9 protein-coding genes, 1 other RNA gene and 1 pseudogene are annotated in these 16,498 nt (G+C 61.3%); 3 read left to right on the top strand and 8 right to left on the bottom strand.

Going from position 1 to position 16,498, the window contains the following annotated elements; genetic code table 11:
* Positions 1–42 precede the first annotated feature (42 nt).
* Together AC3IT6_RS08980 and dnaX are read right to left on the bottom strand one after the other, a co-directional pair.
* Positions 43–381: a YbaB/EbfC family nucleoid-associated protein gene (locus AC3IT6_RS08980; RefSeq protein ID WP_007971455.1), complete on the bottom strand. Its 339-nt coding sequence runs from the start codon at positions 379–381 to the stop codon at positions 43–45.
* A 67-nt stretch (positions 382–448) separates the two neighbouring features.
* On the bottom strand, positions 449–2,542 hold the full coding sequence (gene dnaX, locus AC3IT6_RS08975) for a DNA polymerase III subunit gamma/tau (RefSeq protein WP_489354930.1): 2,094 nt from the start codon (positions 2,540–2,542) through the stop codon (positions 449–451).
* 171 nt (positions 2,543–2,713) lie between these two features.
* On the opposite strand from dnaX, the pseudogene AC3IT6_RS08970 reads away from it, so the two are divergent.
* A pseudogene (locus AC3IT6_RS08970) lies at positions 2,714–2,982 on the top strand (amino acid ABC transporter substrate-binding protein); the annotation flags it as partial.
* A 60-nt stretch (positions 2,983–3,042) separates the two neighbouring features.
* On the opposite strand, the gene ffs reads toward AC3IT6_RS08970, so the two are convergent.
* From ffs to AC3IT6_RS08940, 6 genes are all read right to left on the bottom strand, one after another.
* Positions 3,043–3,139: signal recognition particle sRNA small type (gene ffs / locus AC3IT6_RS08965), an RNA gene on the bottom strand.
* Positions 3,140–3,250: 111 nt separating this feature from the next.
* Positions 3,251–4,417: a zinc-binding metallopeptidase family protein gene (locus AC3IT6_RS08960; RefSeq protein ID WP_489354929.1), complete on the bottom strand. Its 1,167-nt coding sequence runs from the start codon at positions 4,415–4,417 to the stop codon at positions 3,251–3,253.
* A gap of 187 nt (positions 4,418–4,604) precedes the next feature.
* Positions 4,605–7,004 carry an NAD-dependent DNA ligase LigA gene (gene ligA / locus AC3IT6_RS08955; RefSeq protein ID WP_489354928.1) on the bottom strand — a complete coding sequence of 800 codons (2,400 nt, stop codon included), beginning with the start codon at positions 7,002–7,004 and terminating at the stop codon, positions 4,605–4,607.
* Positions 7,005–7,095: 91 nt separating this feature from the next.
* Positions 7,096–7,956: a cell division protein ZipA gene (gene zipA, locus AC3IT6_RS08950; protein WP_489354927.1), complete on the bottom strand. Its 861-nt coding sequence runs from the start codon at positions 7,954–7,956 to the stop codon at positions 7,096–7,098.
* A 258-nt stretch (positions 7,957–8,214) separates the two neighbouring features.
* The gene (gene smc / locus AC3IT6_RS08945; protein WP_489354926.1) at positions 8,215–11,703 is read right to left on the bottom strand and encodes a chromosome segregation protein SMC; all 3,489 of its coding nucleotides are present in this window, start codon (positions 11,701–11,703) and stop codon (positions 8,215–8,217) included.
* Positions 11,704–11,705: 2 nt separating this feature from the next.
* Positions 11,706–12,365, bottom strand: coding sequence for a GntR family transcriptional regulator (locus AC3IT6_RS08940; protein WP_046042869.1), 660 nt, complete (start codon positions 12,363–12,365; stop codon positions 11,706–11,708).
* 277 nt (positions 12,366–12,642) lie between these two features.
* On the opposite strand from AC3IT6_RS08940, the gene xdhA reads away from it, so the two are divergent.
* Together xdhA and xdhB are read left to right on the top strand one after the other, a co-directional pair.
* The gene (gene xdhA / locus AC3IT6_RS08935; RefSeq protein WP_489354925.1) at positions 12,643–14,097 is read left to right on the top strand and encodes a xanthine dehydrogenase small subunit; all 1,455 of its coding nucleotides are present in this window, start codon (positions 12,643–12,645) and stop codon (positions 14,095–14,097) included.
* Entirely contained in the window at positions 14,090–16,489 is a 2,400-nt protein-coding gene (gene xdhB, locus AC3IT6_RS08930) for a xanthine dehydrogenase molybdopterin binding subunit (protein ID WP_489354924.1), read from the top strand. Before xdhA ends, xdhB begins: the two co-directional genes overlap by 8 nt.
* Positions 16,490–16,498 lie beyond the last annotated feature (9 nt).

Below are 16,498 nucleotides of genomic sequence, written 5' to 3'. Positions count from 1 at the left end.
ATGCCTGGCATTTTTGTAACTCATCTGCCGCCTGAAGGCGAATCAGAATGGCAGTTTCATGCCCGGCGGCAGTTGCATGCCGGCAGTCATGCTGCCCATTTTGTCCTGGCTGTTGGCTTCGATCTTGCGAACGGCATCGTTGACCGCGGATGCGATGACCGCTTCCAGCATTTCCTTGTCGTCTTCGCTCATGCCTTCAACCAGGCTTGGGTCGATGGTCACGCTCTTGACGTCATGACGACCGGTCATCACCACGGTGACCATATCGCCACCGGCCTTACCGGTGACTTCGGCGTTGGCCAGTTCTTCCTGCATCTTGGCCATTTTTTCCTGCATCTGCTGCGCCTGCTTCATCAGGCCGGCCATGCCACCTTTCATCATGGTAATCACCTCAAAAGTACTTGGATTAAAACAGCACTCGGCCCATGCGGCCGGGCGCCTTGCGTTATTAGCCCTGAGTGACCAGGGCGTCGACAGGTTCAATAGTATCGTTACGGACCACCGCACCGAACTGCTGCATCATTTGCTGGATGAACGGATCACCATGGATCGATTCCTCCGCCTCGCGCTGACGGTTGGCGCGGCGGCGCGAAGCCGCTTGTGCCGGGGTTTCCTGCTCGGGCTTGATCAGCTCGATGCTCAGGGTCAGCGTGCGCTGGTGATACTGGTTCAGCGCATCGTTGAGGCGACGCTGTTGAGTGGCGTTGAACAAGGCACTGTGGGCCGGGTCCAGGTGCATCAGCCAATTGTCGCCATCGACCGCGATCAGCGTGCAGTTGGCGGCGATGCTGCCGGTCATGCCGGAGATCGGCAATTTCGGGAACAGCTCCAGCCATTGCAGGGCCAGGCCGGTAGCGGGCATTGCCGCGGGCTCAGGCTCGGGCTCCGGAGCCGGGTCGGCGGCATGCTCGCTGGCCAGTTCGTCGAGGTAACTATAGGCCGAATCCATGTCCGGCTCGATGTAGTCCTCATCCAGCGGCGGCTCGTCATCCAGGTCCATGCCCGGCGTCGCGGCATCGACGGCGGTCACCGATGGTTCCGGGATCGGCGCGGCGGCCCACTCCGGGGCGTCCGGCACCACGCTGTCCGGCGTCGGCAACGGCATCGGCGGTAATTCGGGTTGTTCGCTGGCGGTTTCCAGCAGCGGCTCCACCGCCGGTTGCTGAACGGGGGCTGGCTCGACCGGGTCATTCCACGGCAGGTCGACCACCTCTTCGACCACGGCCGCTTCAACCACAGGCGCAGGTACAGGTACAGGTACAGGCACAACAACCTGCGCAACCGGTTCCGGTGCAGGTGCAGGCGCTGGAGCCGCCACTGGCGCAGCCGCTATCGGTGCAACGGCCGCAGCGACTACCGGCGCAACAACCGGCGCGGCAGCCACTGAGTTTGCGGAATCAACTGTGGCCTGGCTGATCCCCACTGGCTTTAGCGGTTGCCTCGGGGCATCCGCGGTGTCTGCGGGCCGGAACGCCAGCATCCGCAGCAACACCATTTCAAAACCGCCCCGGGGATCCGGCGCCAGCGGCAGGTCGCGGCGGCCGATCAGGCCCATCTGGTAGTAGAACTGCACATCTTCGGCCGGCAACGCCTGGGCCAGTGCCAGCACGCGATCACGGTCGCCGTGACCGTTATCGACACCTTCCGGCAAGGCCTGGGCGATGGCAACACGGTGCAGCACATTGAGAATTTCCGAGAGCACACCGTTCCAGTCCGGGCCTTGTTCGGCCAGGTGGCGGACGGCTTCGAGCAACGCCTTGGCATCGCCTTCGATCAGGGCATGCAGGACGTCGTAGACCTGCCCGTGATCGAGAGTCCCAAGCATCGCCCGCACGTCGGCGGCCATGACCTTGCCTTCACCGAAGGCAATCGCCTGGTCGGTCAGGCTCATGGCGTCACGCATCGACCCGTCGGCGGCTCGGCCCAGCAGCCACAACGCGTCGTCTTCGAACGGCACGTTCTCGACACCCAGCACGTGGGTCAAATGTTCGACCACCCGCTCCGGCGTCATGTTCTTCAGGGAGAACTGCAGGCACCGCGACAGAATCGTTGCAGGAAGTTTCTGCGGATCAGTGGTCGCCAGGATGAACTTGACGTAGGGAGGCGGCTCTTCAAGGGTTTTGAGCAGTGCGTTGAAGGAATGGCTGGAGAGCATGTGCACTTCGTCGATCAGGTAGACCTTGAAGCGCCCGCGGCTCGGGGCGTACTGCACGTTGTCGAGCAATTCGCGGGTATCTTCGACCTTGGTGCGGCTCGCGGCGTCGATCTCGATCAGGTCGACAAAGCGCCCTTCGTCGATTTCGCGACACACCGAACACTCGCCACAGGGGGTCGAAGTGATACCTGTTTCGCAGTTAAGGCATTTGGCAATGATCCGCGCGATGGTGGTCTTGCCGACCCCACGGGTACCGGTGAAGAGGTAGGCGTGGTGCAGCCGCTGGCTGTCCAAGGCATTGATCAGAGCCTTGAGCACATGGGTCTGGCCGACCATTTCGCGGAACGAGCGCGGACGCCATTTACGTGCAAGAACCTGATAACTCATCGAAAACCGTCGCAGCGAAGGAAGCAGAAGCGGCTAATGCTAGCGGAGCAAGGGACAAATTGCATCCGGTGCGCTCGTGTATTGTGGCCAAGCTGCACATCGGGGGCTATTAACGGAGTGTTTATGCGGCTGGCCTTGGGGGCATTGCTGTTGATCAGCCTGGACAGCGTGGCTGCGCAATCGTGGCTGCCCGATCAGCCTGGCGATTATCTCTGGAGCATCCCGCTCTTCACTCAACCTGACGTGTTGATCACCCGGCATGCGCCGCCGTGCGCAACGCCCCGCAAGTGCCGGTGCAGCGCATTCTGCGCACCCTGTTTCGGATGAAGATGTCCGGGGAGATCGATGAAATTGTCCGGCTGTATATCGGTGGCGAACCTGCGGCTGTGGATAAACCGCAAACGGCGAAAAACCGCCCTGGACAAGATCCTGGCAGCTAGCGAAAGTCTGTTTTCAGAAAGATAACGCAAGAGAACACTCGCGTGGCGTTAAGGTGGTAACCCCACCAGCCACACCCCGGCACACAATGTCACCGCTGCGGCTGCTCCCTTCCAGGCCTGACCGGGTTCACGGTTGATCGTTGCGGGGGGACCGATGGGGTCACCATAACGACGCTCACCTGTCGGCGAGCCGCGCCATTGTACCTATCTGAGGCGAAGTTACAACCGTTGGTTTCGGATTAAAAATATGAGGGGGTTCAAGCACTTGCTATTGCGCCTCAAGCACCTCATCCGCCCTGCCGCCCTCCTGCTGAATCACCAGATGGATAAAGTGCAGCTTGGCAATGACCGCTGGCGGCAGGACGAACGGATAGAAATCCGGCTGCCCCATGCTGCGTGACAATTCGTTGAGCATGCCGGCCAGTTCGATCCACGCATTGACGAACGACAGGAACGCCGCGCCGCCGGGATGCTGTGGATCGTAGAGGGTTTCGGGCGGAAACGGCTGATAGTCGAAGTCCATTTCCCGGGCACTCATGCCAAAGCCCAGCGCGGTATCCACTGCATCCATCATGTGCAGGTAATGCGCCCAGGTTTCGGCCCAGTCTTCCCACGGGTGCATGGTGGCGTAGGCGCTGACGCAGTGCTGCTGCCAGTCGAGCGGTGCGCCGTGCTGATAATGCCGTTCGAGGGCTTCGGCATAGCTGGCGCGTTCATCGCCGAACAACCCTCGAAAAGGCTCAAGCCACTGGCTATTGGCGATCAATTGGTCCCAGTAGTAATGGCCGACTTCGTGACGAAAATGCCCGAGCAGCGTGCGATAGGGTTCGAGCATTTGCACCCGCACTTGTTCGCGGTGGGCATCGTCGGCTTCCTTGATATCGAGGGTGACCAGGCCATTGGCGTGTCCGGTGGTAGGCGGTTTGCCTTCGAGGTCCACGCCGATGAAATCGAAGGCAAGGCCGGTCTCTTCATCGACGGTTCTGGGAATCACCTGCAACCCCAGGCTGAGCAGTTGCGCGACCAGACGCCGCTTGGCGGTTTCCACCTTGCGCCAGCGCTCGTGGTTGTCGGCTATCGACAGATCAGGAATGGTGCGATTGAGGCTGCAGGCAATGCACAAGACGTCATGGTCATTGGCAGGCAGCAACCAATTACAGGCGGCCGGGGAGTCGAGGTTGGCGCAGCGTCGAAACAGGCCAGCCCCGGGATCGGCATCAAGCAGCCAGGTGCCCGCTTGCACACCCGGTTGCAGCGCAGACAAGCGACTCTGCTCCGGCTGATAACCCAACGCCGCCGAACAGGCCAGGCACTGGCTGTTGCGAAAGAACAGCGACTGCCCGCAACGACAGGACCAGACCTTGCTGTTGCGCGAATTTTCAGCCATGAACGGCGCGGCGATGCGCGAGCTGAGCTGCTCGAAGAAAGGGTACATGGCGATCTCTCCCTGGGGACTGCCAAGACTAGATCATTCCCGAGAGGTGATCGTTCCCGTTTTCTGCGGGGCTGTTGAAATCGCCTTCGCGAGCAAGCCCGCTCCCACATTCGATCGATTTCTTACAGGAAGAACTCGGTTAAATGTGGGAGCGGGTTTGCTCCGGGCGGCGTTCCGACGAATGGCTTCACACCGAAATATCGTGCTTGCGCAGAAACTCGACAAACGCCTCTTCATCCAGCACCTTCAACCCCAGTTCGTTGGCTTTGGTCAGCTTCGAACCGGCACCCGGCCCTGCCACCACGCAATGGGTCTTGGCCGACACCGAGCCCGCTACCTTGGCGCCGAGGCTTTCAAGTTTGTCCTTGGCGATATCGCGACTCATCAGCTCCAGCGAGCCGGTCAGCACCCAGGTCTGCCCGGCCAGCGGCAAGCCTTCGACGACCTTCTTCTCGCTCTGCCAGTGCATACCGAAATCGGCCAGTTGCTTCTCCGCCGCTTCGGCCAATTGACGATTTTCTTCGACCGCAAAGAACTCGCGCACCGAATTGGCCTGTTTCTCCGGCAGCGCCTGGCGCATATCCAGCCAATCCGCGCCGATCACCGCCTGCAGCGAGCCAAACTTGTCCGCCAGTTTCTGCGCCCCGCCCGGCCCGACCAACGGGATATGCAGCTTGTCGAGGAAACCACCCAGTGTGGTGCTCGCCGAAAACTCGGCACCCAACTCGCCCTGATCCTGGATCTGCAGGCCATGCCTGAGCAAATCAGCGATCACCTGCTGGTTATGCGCATCCTCGAAGAAGCTGTGGATCTCGTGCGCGACTTCCAGGCCAACATCCGGCAAGTACGTCAGCACCTGCGGCAAGGCCTGCTGCACCCGCTCCAGCGAACCCAGGGAACGCGCCAGAACCTTGGCCGTCTCCTCACCGACATCGGGAATCCCGAGGGCGTAGATGAACCGCGCCAGGCCCGGCTTCTTGCTGTCTTCGATGGCGCCGAGCAGGTTCTTGCTCGACAGTTCGGCAAAGCCTTCCAGATCGACGATCTGCTCGAAGGTCAGGGCGTACAGATCGGCCGGTGAGCTCACCAGGCCTTCGTCGACCAGTTGCTCAACGCTCTTCTCTCCCAGGCCTTCGATGTCCATGGCGCGACGGGAAACGAAGTGAATGATCGCCTGCTTGAGCTGCGCACCGCAGGCCAGACGACCGACGCAGCGATACACTGCGCCTTCGCTGATCGTCTCGCGGCCCTTGCTGCGCTTGATCAGCTGCGTGCGCTCGACATGGGAACCGCACACCGGGCACTGCTCGGGAATCTGCACCGGCCGGGCGTTTTCCGGACGGCGTTCCATGACCACTTGCACCACCTGCGGAATCACGTCACCGGCGCGGCGAATGATCACCGTATCGCCGATCATCAGACCCAGGCGCGCGACTTCGTCCATGTTATGCAGGGTGGCGTTGGCCACCGTGACACCGGCGACCTTGACCGGTTTCAGTCGCGCCACCGGCGTCACCGCCCCGGTGCGGCCTACCTGGAACTCCACATCGAGCAGTTCGGTGAGCTCTTCCATCGCCGGGAATTTGTGGGCGATGGCCCAACGCGGCTCACGGGCGCGAAAACCCAGTTCGCGCTGGGAGGCAATGCTGTTGACCTTGAACACCACGCCGTCGATTTCATACGGCAGCGCGTTGCGACGCTCACCGATGTCGCGGTAGTAATCCAGGCACTCGGCGATACCGTGCGCCAGTTTCAGCTCATGACTGATCGGCATGCCCCAGGCCTGGAGTTGCTGCAAATTGCCGATGTGCGTATCGGCGATGTCCGCCGACACCTGGCCGATGCCGTAGCAGCAGAATTCCAGCGGACGGTTGGCGGTGATCTTCGAGTCCAGCTGGCGCAAACTGCCTGCCGCCGCGTTGCGCGGGTTGGCGAAGGTCTTGCCGCCGACTTCCAGTTGCGTGGCGTTGAGCCGTTCGAAACCGGCCTTGGACATGAACACTTCACCGCGCACTTCCAGGGTCGCCGGCCAGCCGGTACCGTGCAGCTTGAGCGGGATGTTGCGTACGGTGCGCACGTTGACGCTGATGTCTTCGCCAGTGGTGCCGTCGCCGCGGGTCGCGCCGCGCACCAAGATGCCATCCTGATACAGCAGGCTGACGGCCAGGCCATCGAGCTTGGGCTCACAGCTGTATTCAACGGTTGCGCCGCCATCGAGCTTGGGCTCACAGCTGTATTCAACGGTTGCGCCGCCACCGAACAGATCTCCGGCTGGCAGGTCCAGGCCTTCGGTCACCCGGCGGTCGAACTCACGCATGTCGGTTTCTTCGAAGGCGTTGCCGAGGCTGAGCATCGGCACTTCGTGACGCACCTGGGTAAACGCCGACAGCGCCGCGCTGCCCACTCGCTGGGTTGGCGAGTCGCTGGTGATCAGTTCGGGATTGGCCGCTTCCAGAGCCTTGAGCTCGTTGAACAAGCGGTCGTATTCGGCGTCCGGAATGCTCGGCTCGTCGAGCACGTGGTAACGATAGTTGTGCTGATCCAGCTCAGCGCGCAGCTCTAAAATACGGTTCTTGGCGGCGGTCATGGGTGTTCTCTCATAAAGCAAAAGAGCAGCCGAGGCTGCTCAATCTGTTTTGCCGATTATCCCGCGCACCGCGCGGGAATAACCATTTCAATCAACGTTTCTGGGTCAGGGCGCGGCGTTCAAATTCCACGATGCGCTGACGGTAGTGCTCGATCGTCTGGGCAGTCAGTACGCTGCGCTGGTCGTCCTTCAGTTCGCCGTTCAGTTCCTGGGACAGTTTGCGCGCTGCCGCTACCATGACGTCGAAAGCCTGTTTCGGATGGCGAGGGCCTGGCAGCCCCAGGAAGAAGCTCACCGCCGGAGTGCTGAAGTGGTCGATGTCGTCCAGGTCGAATACGCCAGGCTTGACGGCGTTGGCCATGGAGAACAGCACTTCACCGTTGCCGGCCATGCTTTCGTGACGGTGGAAAATATCCATCTCGCCGAAACGCAGACCGCTTTCCAGAATGTTCTGCAACAGCGCCGGGCCCTTGAAGCCGGCAGCGTCGCGGCAGATCACGCTGATCACCAGCACTTCTTCAGCTTGCGGTTGTTCTTTGTCGTTGACCGCTGGCGAAGCCTTGGTGTCATCCGGGAAGTCGTCGTCGCGACTGCTGAAGCTCGGGCCGCCGTCCAGATCCAGGCTGAGGTTCATGTCGCCCTGGGAAGGCTCGCCGTGGCCACGCTTGCCGCGCTTGGAGCCCGACTCGCGAGGCTCGCGGGCCGGCATGCTCACCGACGGCAGATCGTGCTCGTCCAGTTGCGGCTCTCTATGCGTGTCCAGCACGCGCGGCGGGCCCAGCAGCTCGGCGCTGGTGCTGCTGTCCTCGTCCGGCAGATTGGACAGACTTCGATCAAGACGGAACTTCAGTTTTCCCTTGCCGCCGCGCATACGGCGCCAGCCATCGAAAAGAATACCGGCAATGACAATAATGCCGATGACGATCAGCCACTCGCGCAGACCGATTTCCATGTAATCCCGTGCCTCTATAAAAAATGCTGAAAAATAAGGGGTTTACAACCTGCAAACCGCTTTAAAACGTGGCGCCAACTCTATGTTCTGACAGGCGTTTTGCCCACGTATACGAAAAATTGACATTAAACTAGCACGACCAAAGGCAACTTTACACCGTCTACCACGTTGGCTAGCGCGAATATGTCGATTGGCCAGCAAGTCGAAGCCAGGAAAAGAGCCCTACACACCGTAAGCCACCTTTTCTACAACCACGACTCAGGCGTCCACCATCGCCATCGCCTCCTCGACATCCACTGCCACCAGACGTGAACAACCGGGTTCGTGCATCGTCACACCCATCAGTTGTTCGGCCATTTCCATGGCGATCTTGTTGTGGGTGATATAGATGAACTGCACTGTCTGTGACATCTCTTTTACCAATCGCGCGTAGCGTCCAACGTTAGCGTCATCCAGTGGCGCGTCAACCTCATCGAGCATGCAGAACGGCGCCGGGTTCAATTTGAAGATCGCAAAAACCAGGGCCAATGCGGTCAGGGCTTTTTCGCCGCCGGAGAGCAAATGGATGGTGCTGTTCTTCTTTCCTGGCGGCTGCGCCATGATTGTTACCCCTGTATCGAGTAAATCTTCGCCCGTCAGTTCCAAATATGCGCGGCCACCACCGAAAACTTTTGGGAAAAGCGCCTGTAAACCGCCATTGATCTGATCAAAGGTATCCTTGAAACGGTTACGGGTTTCCTTGTCGATCTTGCGAATCACGTTCTCAAGGGTATCGAGCGCTTCCACCAGATCGTCGTTCTGCGCATCCAGATAACGTTTACGTTCCGATTGCTGCTGGTACTCATCGATGGCCGCCAGGTTGATCGCGCCCAGACGCTGGATCCTCGCAGCGATGCGCTCGAGTTCTTCCTCGGCATCCTTCTCGCTGGCCTCCGCTGTCAAGGTCGCGAGTACGCCGTGGAGATCGTAGCCGTCTTCCAGCAATTGGTCCTGCAAGGTCTTGCGGCGCACGGTCAGGGCTTGCCATTCCATGCGCTGGGTTTCGAGCTGACTGCGAATCAACTGGGATTGTTGTTCGGCCTGGCTGCGGCGCTTCTCGGCGTCGCGCAGTTCGCGGTCGGCGTCTTCGAGGGCGATCTGCGCAGTCTTGAGTTCTTCGTCGACGGTCATGCGCTTGTCGAGCAACTCCTCGAGCTTCAAACGCAGCTCTTCCAGCGGTGCTTCGCCCTCCTCCAGATTGAGGCTCAGTTGCTCGCGTTTTTCGGTCAGCCGCTCGGACTGCATCTCCAGACGTTCCAGCGCCTGACGCGTTGAATCGTGCTGGGCCTTGAGCGAGCCCAGGCGCACCGCCAACTGATGGGCGTGATCCTTGTGCTGCCGGGCTTCCTGGCGCACCCGGTCCAGGCGTTCGCGCAGGCTGTCGCGCTGGGCCAGCAGCAACTCACGCTGCTCGGTGTCCAGCGCCATGCTGTCGAGGGCCTCCTGCAATTGCAGGCGCGCTTCACCGATGTTTTCGTGCTCCAGGGCGCGCTGTTCGTCCAGTTCGACCAGTTCGTCGTCGAGGCGCGTACGGCGCAGGGTCAATTGTTCGGCCTTGGCTTTGCCGGCGGACAATTGAGCCTTTAACTCACCTTGCTGACGCGCTTCGTCCTGCAGCAAACGGCGCAAATGTTCGCGACCGTTTTCTTGCTGACGCTGCTGTGCCCTGAGATTCTGCAGTCGGGTTTCCAGGGTTTCGACAGCGGCTTCGCGCTCTTCACGCTCCAGGCCCAGTTGCTGGATTTCCTGACCCCGGGCGAGCACGCCACTTTCCGCTTCACTGGCCCGACGCACACGCAGAAAATGCCGACCGACCCAGTAACCATCACGGCTGATCAGGCTCTGCCCGGCAGCCAATTGGCCCCGCATGGCCAAGGCCTGTTCGAGGCTGTCGACCGGCTTGACCTGCCCCAGCCATGGCGACAGGTCGAGCTGCGCCTCGACCTTGTCCAGCAAGCTGCCCGGCACTCGTACGCCATCGCTGGACGGGCTGAGCAAACGCAAGTCGCCCTGGGCAAAGCCCGACAGATCGAAATCGTTGAAGTCGTCCACCAGCACCGCTTGCAGGTCGGCACCGAGCACGGTTTCCACCGCCAGCTCCCAACCGGCCTCAACTTTCAGGCCTTCGGCCAGGCGCGGGCGATTCGCAAGATTCTGTTCGCGCAGCCATTCGGCGGTGCCAGTGCCCGGATCGAGCGCGGCTTGCTGCAAGGCTTCGAGCGAAGCCAGCCGACCGTTGAGGCGCTGCAAATCGCCCTGGGCCTGCTGTTGCGCCGACAACGCCTGCTGCAGCTCCTGACGCAACTGCTCAAGCTTTTCGACCTGCGCTTCTTCGCTGGTCTGCAAATCCTCAAGGGTCGCTTCGGATTCAGCGAGCTGCTCACTGAGCTCCATGATCGCCGCGTCTTCCGGGTCCGCCGAGAGCAAGGCGCGCTCTTCGCCAAGTCGCTTCTGGCGATCGGCCAGGCGCTCCAGGCTGGTTTCCAGTTGCTGGATCCGCGATTGCTGCACTTCGGCCTGACGGCGCGGCTCGGCGGCGGTGAGGTTGAACGTATCCCACTGCTCTTGCCAGCCGTGCATGGTGGTTTCGGATTCTTCCAGCGCGGCAGCGGCCTCTTCGGCGGCGGCGCTGGTGACTTCCTGCTCCGGGGTGAGCATGTCCAGCTCTTCGCCGAGGGTCAGCAGCAGCGTGCGGTCGTGGCCCAGGTGCGATTCGGTTTCCAGGCGTGCGCGCTCGGCCTCTTTCAGGTCTTCCTGCAACTGGCGCAAACGCTGCTGGCCGTGCTGAATGCTCTGCTCGACCCGGGCAATGTCGCCGCCAACCGAGTAGAAGCGCCCCTGCACCAGATTGAAGCGCTCCGACAGGTCGTGGTGTCCGTCACGCAGGCGCTCGATGCTTGCGTCGGCATTGCGCTGTTCGGCCACCAGGGCTTCGAAAGAAACTTCCTGGTTGCCGATGATCGCTTCACGCTGGCCGACCTGATCGTTCAGCGCCTGCCAGCGCAGGGCCGACAGCTGGGCCTTGAGCTGACGCTCCTCACCCTTGAATTCCTGATACTTCTTGGCGGCCTCGGCCTGGCGGTGCAAGCGCTCGAGCTGACGCTCAAGCTCTTCGCGCAGGTCGGTCAGGCGCTCAAGGTTCTCGTGGGTGCGGCGGATGCGGTTTTCGGTCTCGCGCCGGCGCTCCTTGTACTTGGAGATGCCCGCGGCTTCTTCGATGAAGTTGCGCAGGTCTTCCGGCTTGGACTCGATCAGCTTGGAGATCATCCCCTGCTCGATGATCGAGTAGCTGCGCGGGCCAAGGCCGGTGCCAAGGAAAATGTCGGTGATGTCGCGGCGCCGGCATTTGGTGCCGTTGAGGTAGTAGGTGGTCTGGCTGTCGCGGGTCACTTTGCGGCGGATGGAAATTTCCGCGTAGGCGGCGTATTCACCGAGCAAGGTGCCATCGGAGTTATCGAACACCAGTTCGATGCTCGCCTGGCTCACCGGTTTGCGGCTGGTGGAGCCGTTGAAGATGACGTCGGTCATCGATTCGCCGCGCAGGTTCTTCGCCGAACTCTCGCCCATCACCCAGCGTACGGCGTCGATGATGTTCGACTTGCCGCAACCATTGGGCCCGACCACCGCCGCCATGTTACTGGGGAAGTTCACCGTGGTCGGGTCGACGAAGGACTTGAACCCCGCCAGCTTGATGCACTTGAGCCGCACCCTCAGGCGTCCGTCAGGGCAGAGATCACCAGATCGCAACTGCGCTGGGCGTAAGCCGTCAGCACCACGCGAATCTGCGCAAAGTCACGGGCCAGCACGGCAGCGAGCAAGCGTTCGAACAGCTCGAGGAACTCGCTCATCGACGCCTTGCGCTGGTCCAGCGCGAGGAAATACGCACGGCTCATGGCCGGCTGCAGATTCTCGACGGTTTCCTGCAAGTACGGGTTGTTGGCGAACGGGTACGCGGCGCGCATCACATTGAAGCTGTCGTCGACGAAAGTGCGGATGTCCTGACGCTCGTAGCTGGCCGTCAGGCGTTGCTGGATCTGCACGAACGGCGCCATGTCGGCCTGGGTTTTCCAGCCGCTGGCCACCGAGTTGCCGAGCAGGATATAGAGCTCGCTCATCAGCGTGCACAGGCTCTGCACCTTGTGCGGCGTGAGCTCGGTGACGTGGGCGCCCCGTCGCGGCAGGATCGCGATCAGGTGCCGACGCTCGAGGATCAGCAAGGCCTCGCGGACCGAACCACGGCTGACGTTGAGGGCCAGCGTGACCTTCTGTTCCTGGATGCGCTCCCCTGGCTTCATTTCGCCGCGAATGATGCGTTCGGCGAGGTGGTGAGCGATTTGCTCGGCGAGGCTGTCCGGCGCCTTGAACGTCATGGTTGTCCTTCAAACTCTTTGAACTGTACAAGCGGCGCAGTGTAGCGCAATTGCTGCGTCAGGGCGGAGTGCCCGCCCGGAGGTTTTTGGCACGATTCAAGCAAATTCAAGCAAAAAGGCAGGCTATCAAAGCAACGACAATAATTAAGGAACAGGTGGTTAATCGACAAATTGCAATTTCCTGACCTTTAAGTCAGAAAATCATTGACCGAAAAGTCAGACCTGCTAAATTCAGTTCCTATCGGTTAACAACAATAATGAGTCTGCGAGGCCTTCCGTGATCCAGTTTTTACTAAACCAGGAACTCCGTAGCGAGCACGCCCTGGACCCGAACCTGACCGTGCTCAATTATCTGCGCGACCATGTGGGCAAGCCCGGCACCAAAGAAGGCTGCGCCAGCGGTGACTGCGGCGCCTGCACCGTGGTGGTCGGCGAATTGCAGACCGAGGATGACGGCCGCGAACACATTCGCTATCGCAGCCTCAACTCGTGCCTGACCTTCGTGTCGTCCCTGCACGGCAAACAACTGATCAGCGTCGAAGACCTCAAGCACAAGGGTGAACTGCACAGCGTGCAGAAAGCCATGGTCGAGTGCCACGGCTCGCAATGCGGCTTCTGTACCCCCGGTTTCGTGATGTCGCTGTTTGCCCTGCAAAAGAACAGCGATGCACCGGATCATGCCAAGGCCCACGAAGCACTGGCCGGCAATCTCTGCCGTTGCACCGGCTACCGGCCGATCCTCGAAGCCGCCGAACAGTCCTGCTGCGCCAAGCAGCCGGACCAGTTCGACGCCCGCGAGGCCGACACCATCGCCCGCCTGAAAGCCATTGCCCCGACCGATATCGGCGAACTCAACAGCGGCGACAAACGCTGCCTGGTGCCACTGACCGTGGCCGACCTGGCCGACCTCTACGACGCTTATCCACAGGCCCGCCTGCTGGCCGGCGGTACCGACCTGGCGCTGGAAGTCACGCAGTTCCACCGCACCCTGCCGGTGATGATTTACGTCGGCAACGTCGCCGAGATGAAACGCATCGAGCGTTTTGACGATCGCCTGGAAATCGGCGCCGCCACGTCCCTTTCCGATTGCTACGAGGCCTTGAACGCCGAGTATCCGGACTTCGGTGAATTGCTGCACCGCTTCGCGTCCTTGCAGATCCGCAACCAGGGCACCCTGGGCGGCAACATCGGCAACGCCTCGCCAATTGGTGACTCGCCGCCCCTGCTGATCGCCCTCGGCGCGCAAATCGTGCTGTGCAAAGGCGAAACCCGACGCACCCTGGCGCTGGAAGACTACTTCATCGATTACCGCGTCACTGCGCGCCAGGAAAGCGAGTTCATCGAGAAAATCATCGTGCCCCGCGCCAGCGTCGAAAAACTGTTCCGCGCCTACAAGATCTCCAAGCGCCTGGACGATGACATTTCTGCCGTGTGCGCCGCCTTCAACATTCGCCTGGAAAATGGCGTAGTCGCTGAAGCCCGCGTCGCCTTCGGCGGCATGGCCGCCATCCCGAAACGCGCCGCTGCCTGCGAAGTCGCGTTGCTCGGCTCGCCGTTCAACAACGCCACTGTCGAACGCGCCTGCGCTGCTCTGGCCGAAGACTTCACGCCGCTCTCGGACTTCCGCGCCAGCAAGGAATACCGCCTGCTCAGCGCGCAGAACCTGCTGCGCAAATACTTCATCGAACTGCAAACACCGCACATCGAGACTCGGGTGACCGCTTATGTCTAATCATCACGCCGTAGAGAAGACCCAGGCCGAATTGGCTGAACTGTTCGCCAAGGACCTGACCACCGGTGTCGGCCGCAGCGTCAAGCACGACAGCGCCGCCAAGCATGTGGCCGGTGAAGCGCAGTACATCGACGATCGCCTGGAGTTTCCGAACCAGTTGCACGTTTATGCGCGCATGTCGGACCGTGCCCACGCGCGGATCATCAGCATCGATACTTCGCCCTGCTACGCCTTTGAAGGCGTGCGCATCGCCATCACCCACGAAGACGTGCCGGGCTTGAAAGACATCGGTCCGTTGCTGCCGGGCGATCCGCTGCTAGCCATCGACACCGTGCAATTCGTCGGTCAACCGGTGATCGCCGTGGCGGCGAAGGACCTGGAAACCGCGCGCAAGGCGGCGATGGCCGCGATTATCGAATACGAAGACCTGGAACCTGTGCTGGACGTGGTCGAAGCCCTGCGCAAACGCCACTTCGTACTCGACAGCCACACCCACAAACGTGGCGATTCAGCCACCGCGCTGGCCACCGCTGAGCACCGCATTCAAGGCACCCTGCACATCGGCGGCCAGGAACACTTCTACCTGGAAACCCAGATCTCTTCGGTGATGCCGACCGAAGACGGCGGCATGATCGTCTACTGCTCCACGCAAAACCCCACCGAAGTGCAGAAACTGGTGGCCGAAGTGCTGGACGTGTCGATGAACAAGATCGTCGTCGACATGCGCCGCATGGGCGGTGGATTCGGCGGCAAGGAAACCCAGGCGGCTAGCCCGGCGTGCCTGTGTGCGGTGATCGCGCACCTCACCGGCCAGCCGACCAAGATGCGTCTGCCCCGGGTCGAAGACATGCTGATGACCGGCAAGCGTCACCCGTTCTATGTCGAGTACGACGTCGGTTTCGACAGCACCGGACGCCTGCACGGCATCAACCTGGAACTGGCCGGCAACTGCGGTTGCTCGCCTGACCTGTCGGCGTCGATCGTCGACCGGGCGATGTTCCACTCGGACAACTCGTACTACCTGGGCGATGCGACCATCAACGGTCACCGCTGCAAGACCAACACCGCGTCGAACACCGCCTACCGTGGTTTCGGTGGCCCGCAAGGCATGGTCGCCATCGAAGAAGTGATGGACGCCATCTCTCGCCATCTGGTCCTGGATCCTTTGGCCGTGCGCAAGGCCAACTACTACGGCAAGACCGAGCGCAACGTCACCCACTACTACCAGACCGTCGAGCACAACATGCTCGAAGAGATGACTGCGGAACTGGAAGAAAGCAGCCAGTACGCCGAGCGTCGCGAAGCGATCCGTCGTTACAACGCCAACAGCCCGATCCTGAAAAAAGGCCTGGCGCTGACCCCGGTGAAATTCGGTATTTCCTTCACCGCCAGCTTCCTCAACCAGGCCGGTGCCCTGGTGCACGTCTACACCGACGGCAGCATCCACCTCAACCACGGCGGCACCGAAATGGGCCAGGGCCTGAACACCAAGGTCGCGCAGGTCGTGGCCGAAGTGTTCCAGGTGGAAATGGACCGCGTGCAGATCACCGCGACCAACACCGACAAGGTGCCGAACACCTCGCCGACCGCCGCTTCCAGCGGTGCCGACCTGAACGGCAAGGCCGCGCAGAACGCCGCCGAAACCATCAAGCAACGCCTGGTGGAATTCGCGGCTCGCCAATACAAGGTCAGCGAAGAAGACGTGGAATTCCACAACGGCCACGTGCGGGTCCGCGATCACATCCTGACCTTCGAAGCACTGATCCAGCAGGCGTATTTCGCCCAGGTGTCGCTGTCGAGCACCGGTTTCTACAAGACCCCGAAAATCTACTACGACCGCAGCCAGGCTCGCGGCCGTCCGTTCTACTACTTCGCCTTTGGCGCGGCGTGCTGTGAAGTGCTGGTCGACACCCTGACCGGCGAATACAAGATGCTGCGCACCGACATCCTCCACGACGTCGGCGCCTCGCTGAACCCGGCCATCGACATCGGTCAGGTCGAGGGCGGGTTCATCCAGGGCATGGGCTGGCTGACCATGGAAGAGCTGGTGTGGAACAACAAGGGCAAGCTGATGACCAACGGCCCGGCCAGCTACAAGATCCCGGCCGTGGCGGACATGCCGCTGGACCTGCGGGTGAAGCTGGTGGAGAACCGCAAGAACCCGGAAGACACGGTGTTCCATTCCAAGGCCGTGGGCGAGCCGCCGTTCATGCTCGGCATCGCCTCGTGGTGTGCGATCAAGGACGCCGTGGCGAGCCTGGGCGATTACCGGCATCAACCGAAAATCGACGCCCCGGCGACTCCGGAGCGGGTGTTGTGGGGCTGTGAGCAGATGCGTCAGCTGAAGGCGGCGAAGGCTGTCGAGGCTGAGACCGAGTTGGCTTCGCTCTAAGAACGAGGT

Source organism: Pseudomonas sp. KH_017 (assembly GCF_057840285.1).
The sequence above is the reverse complement of the archived record's forward strand: the minus strand, read 5'-3'. Positions and strand labels throughout refer to the sequence as shown.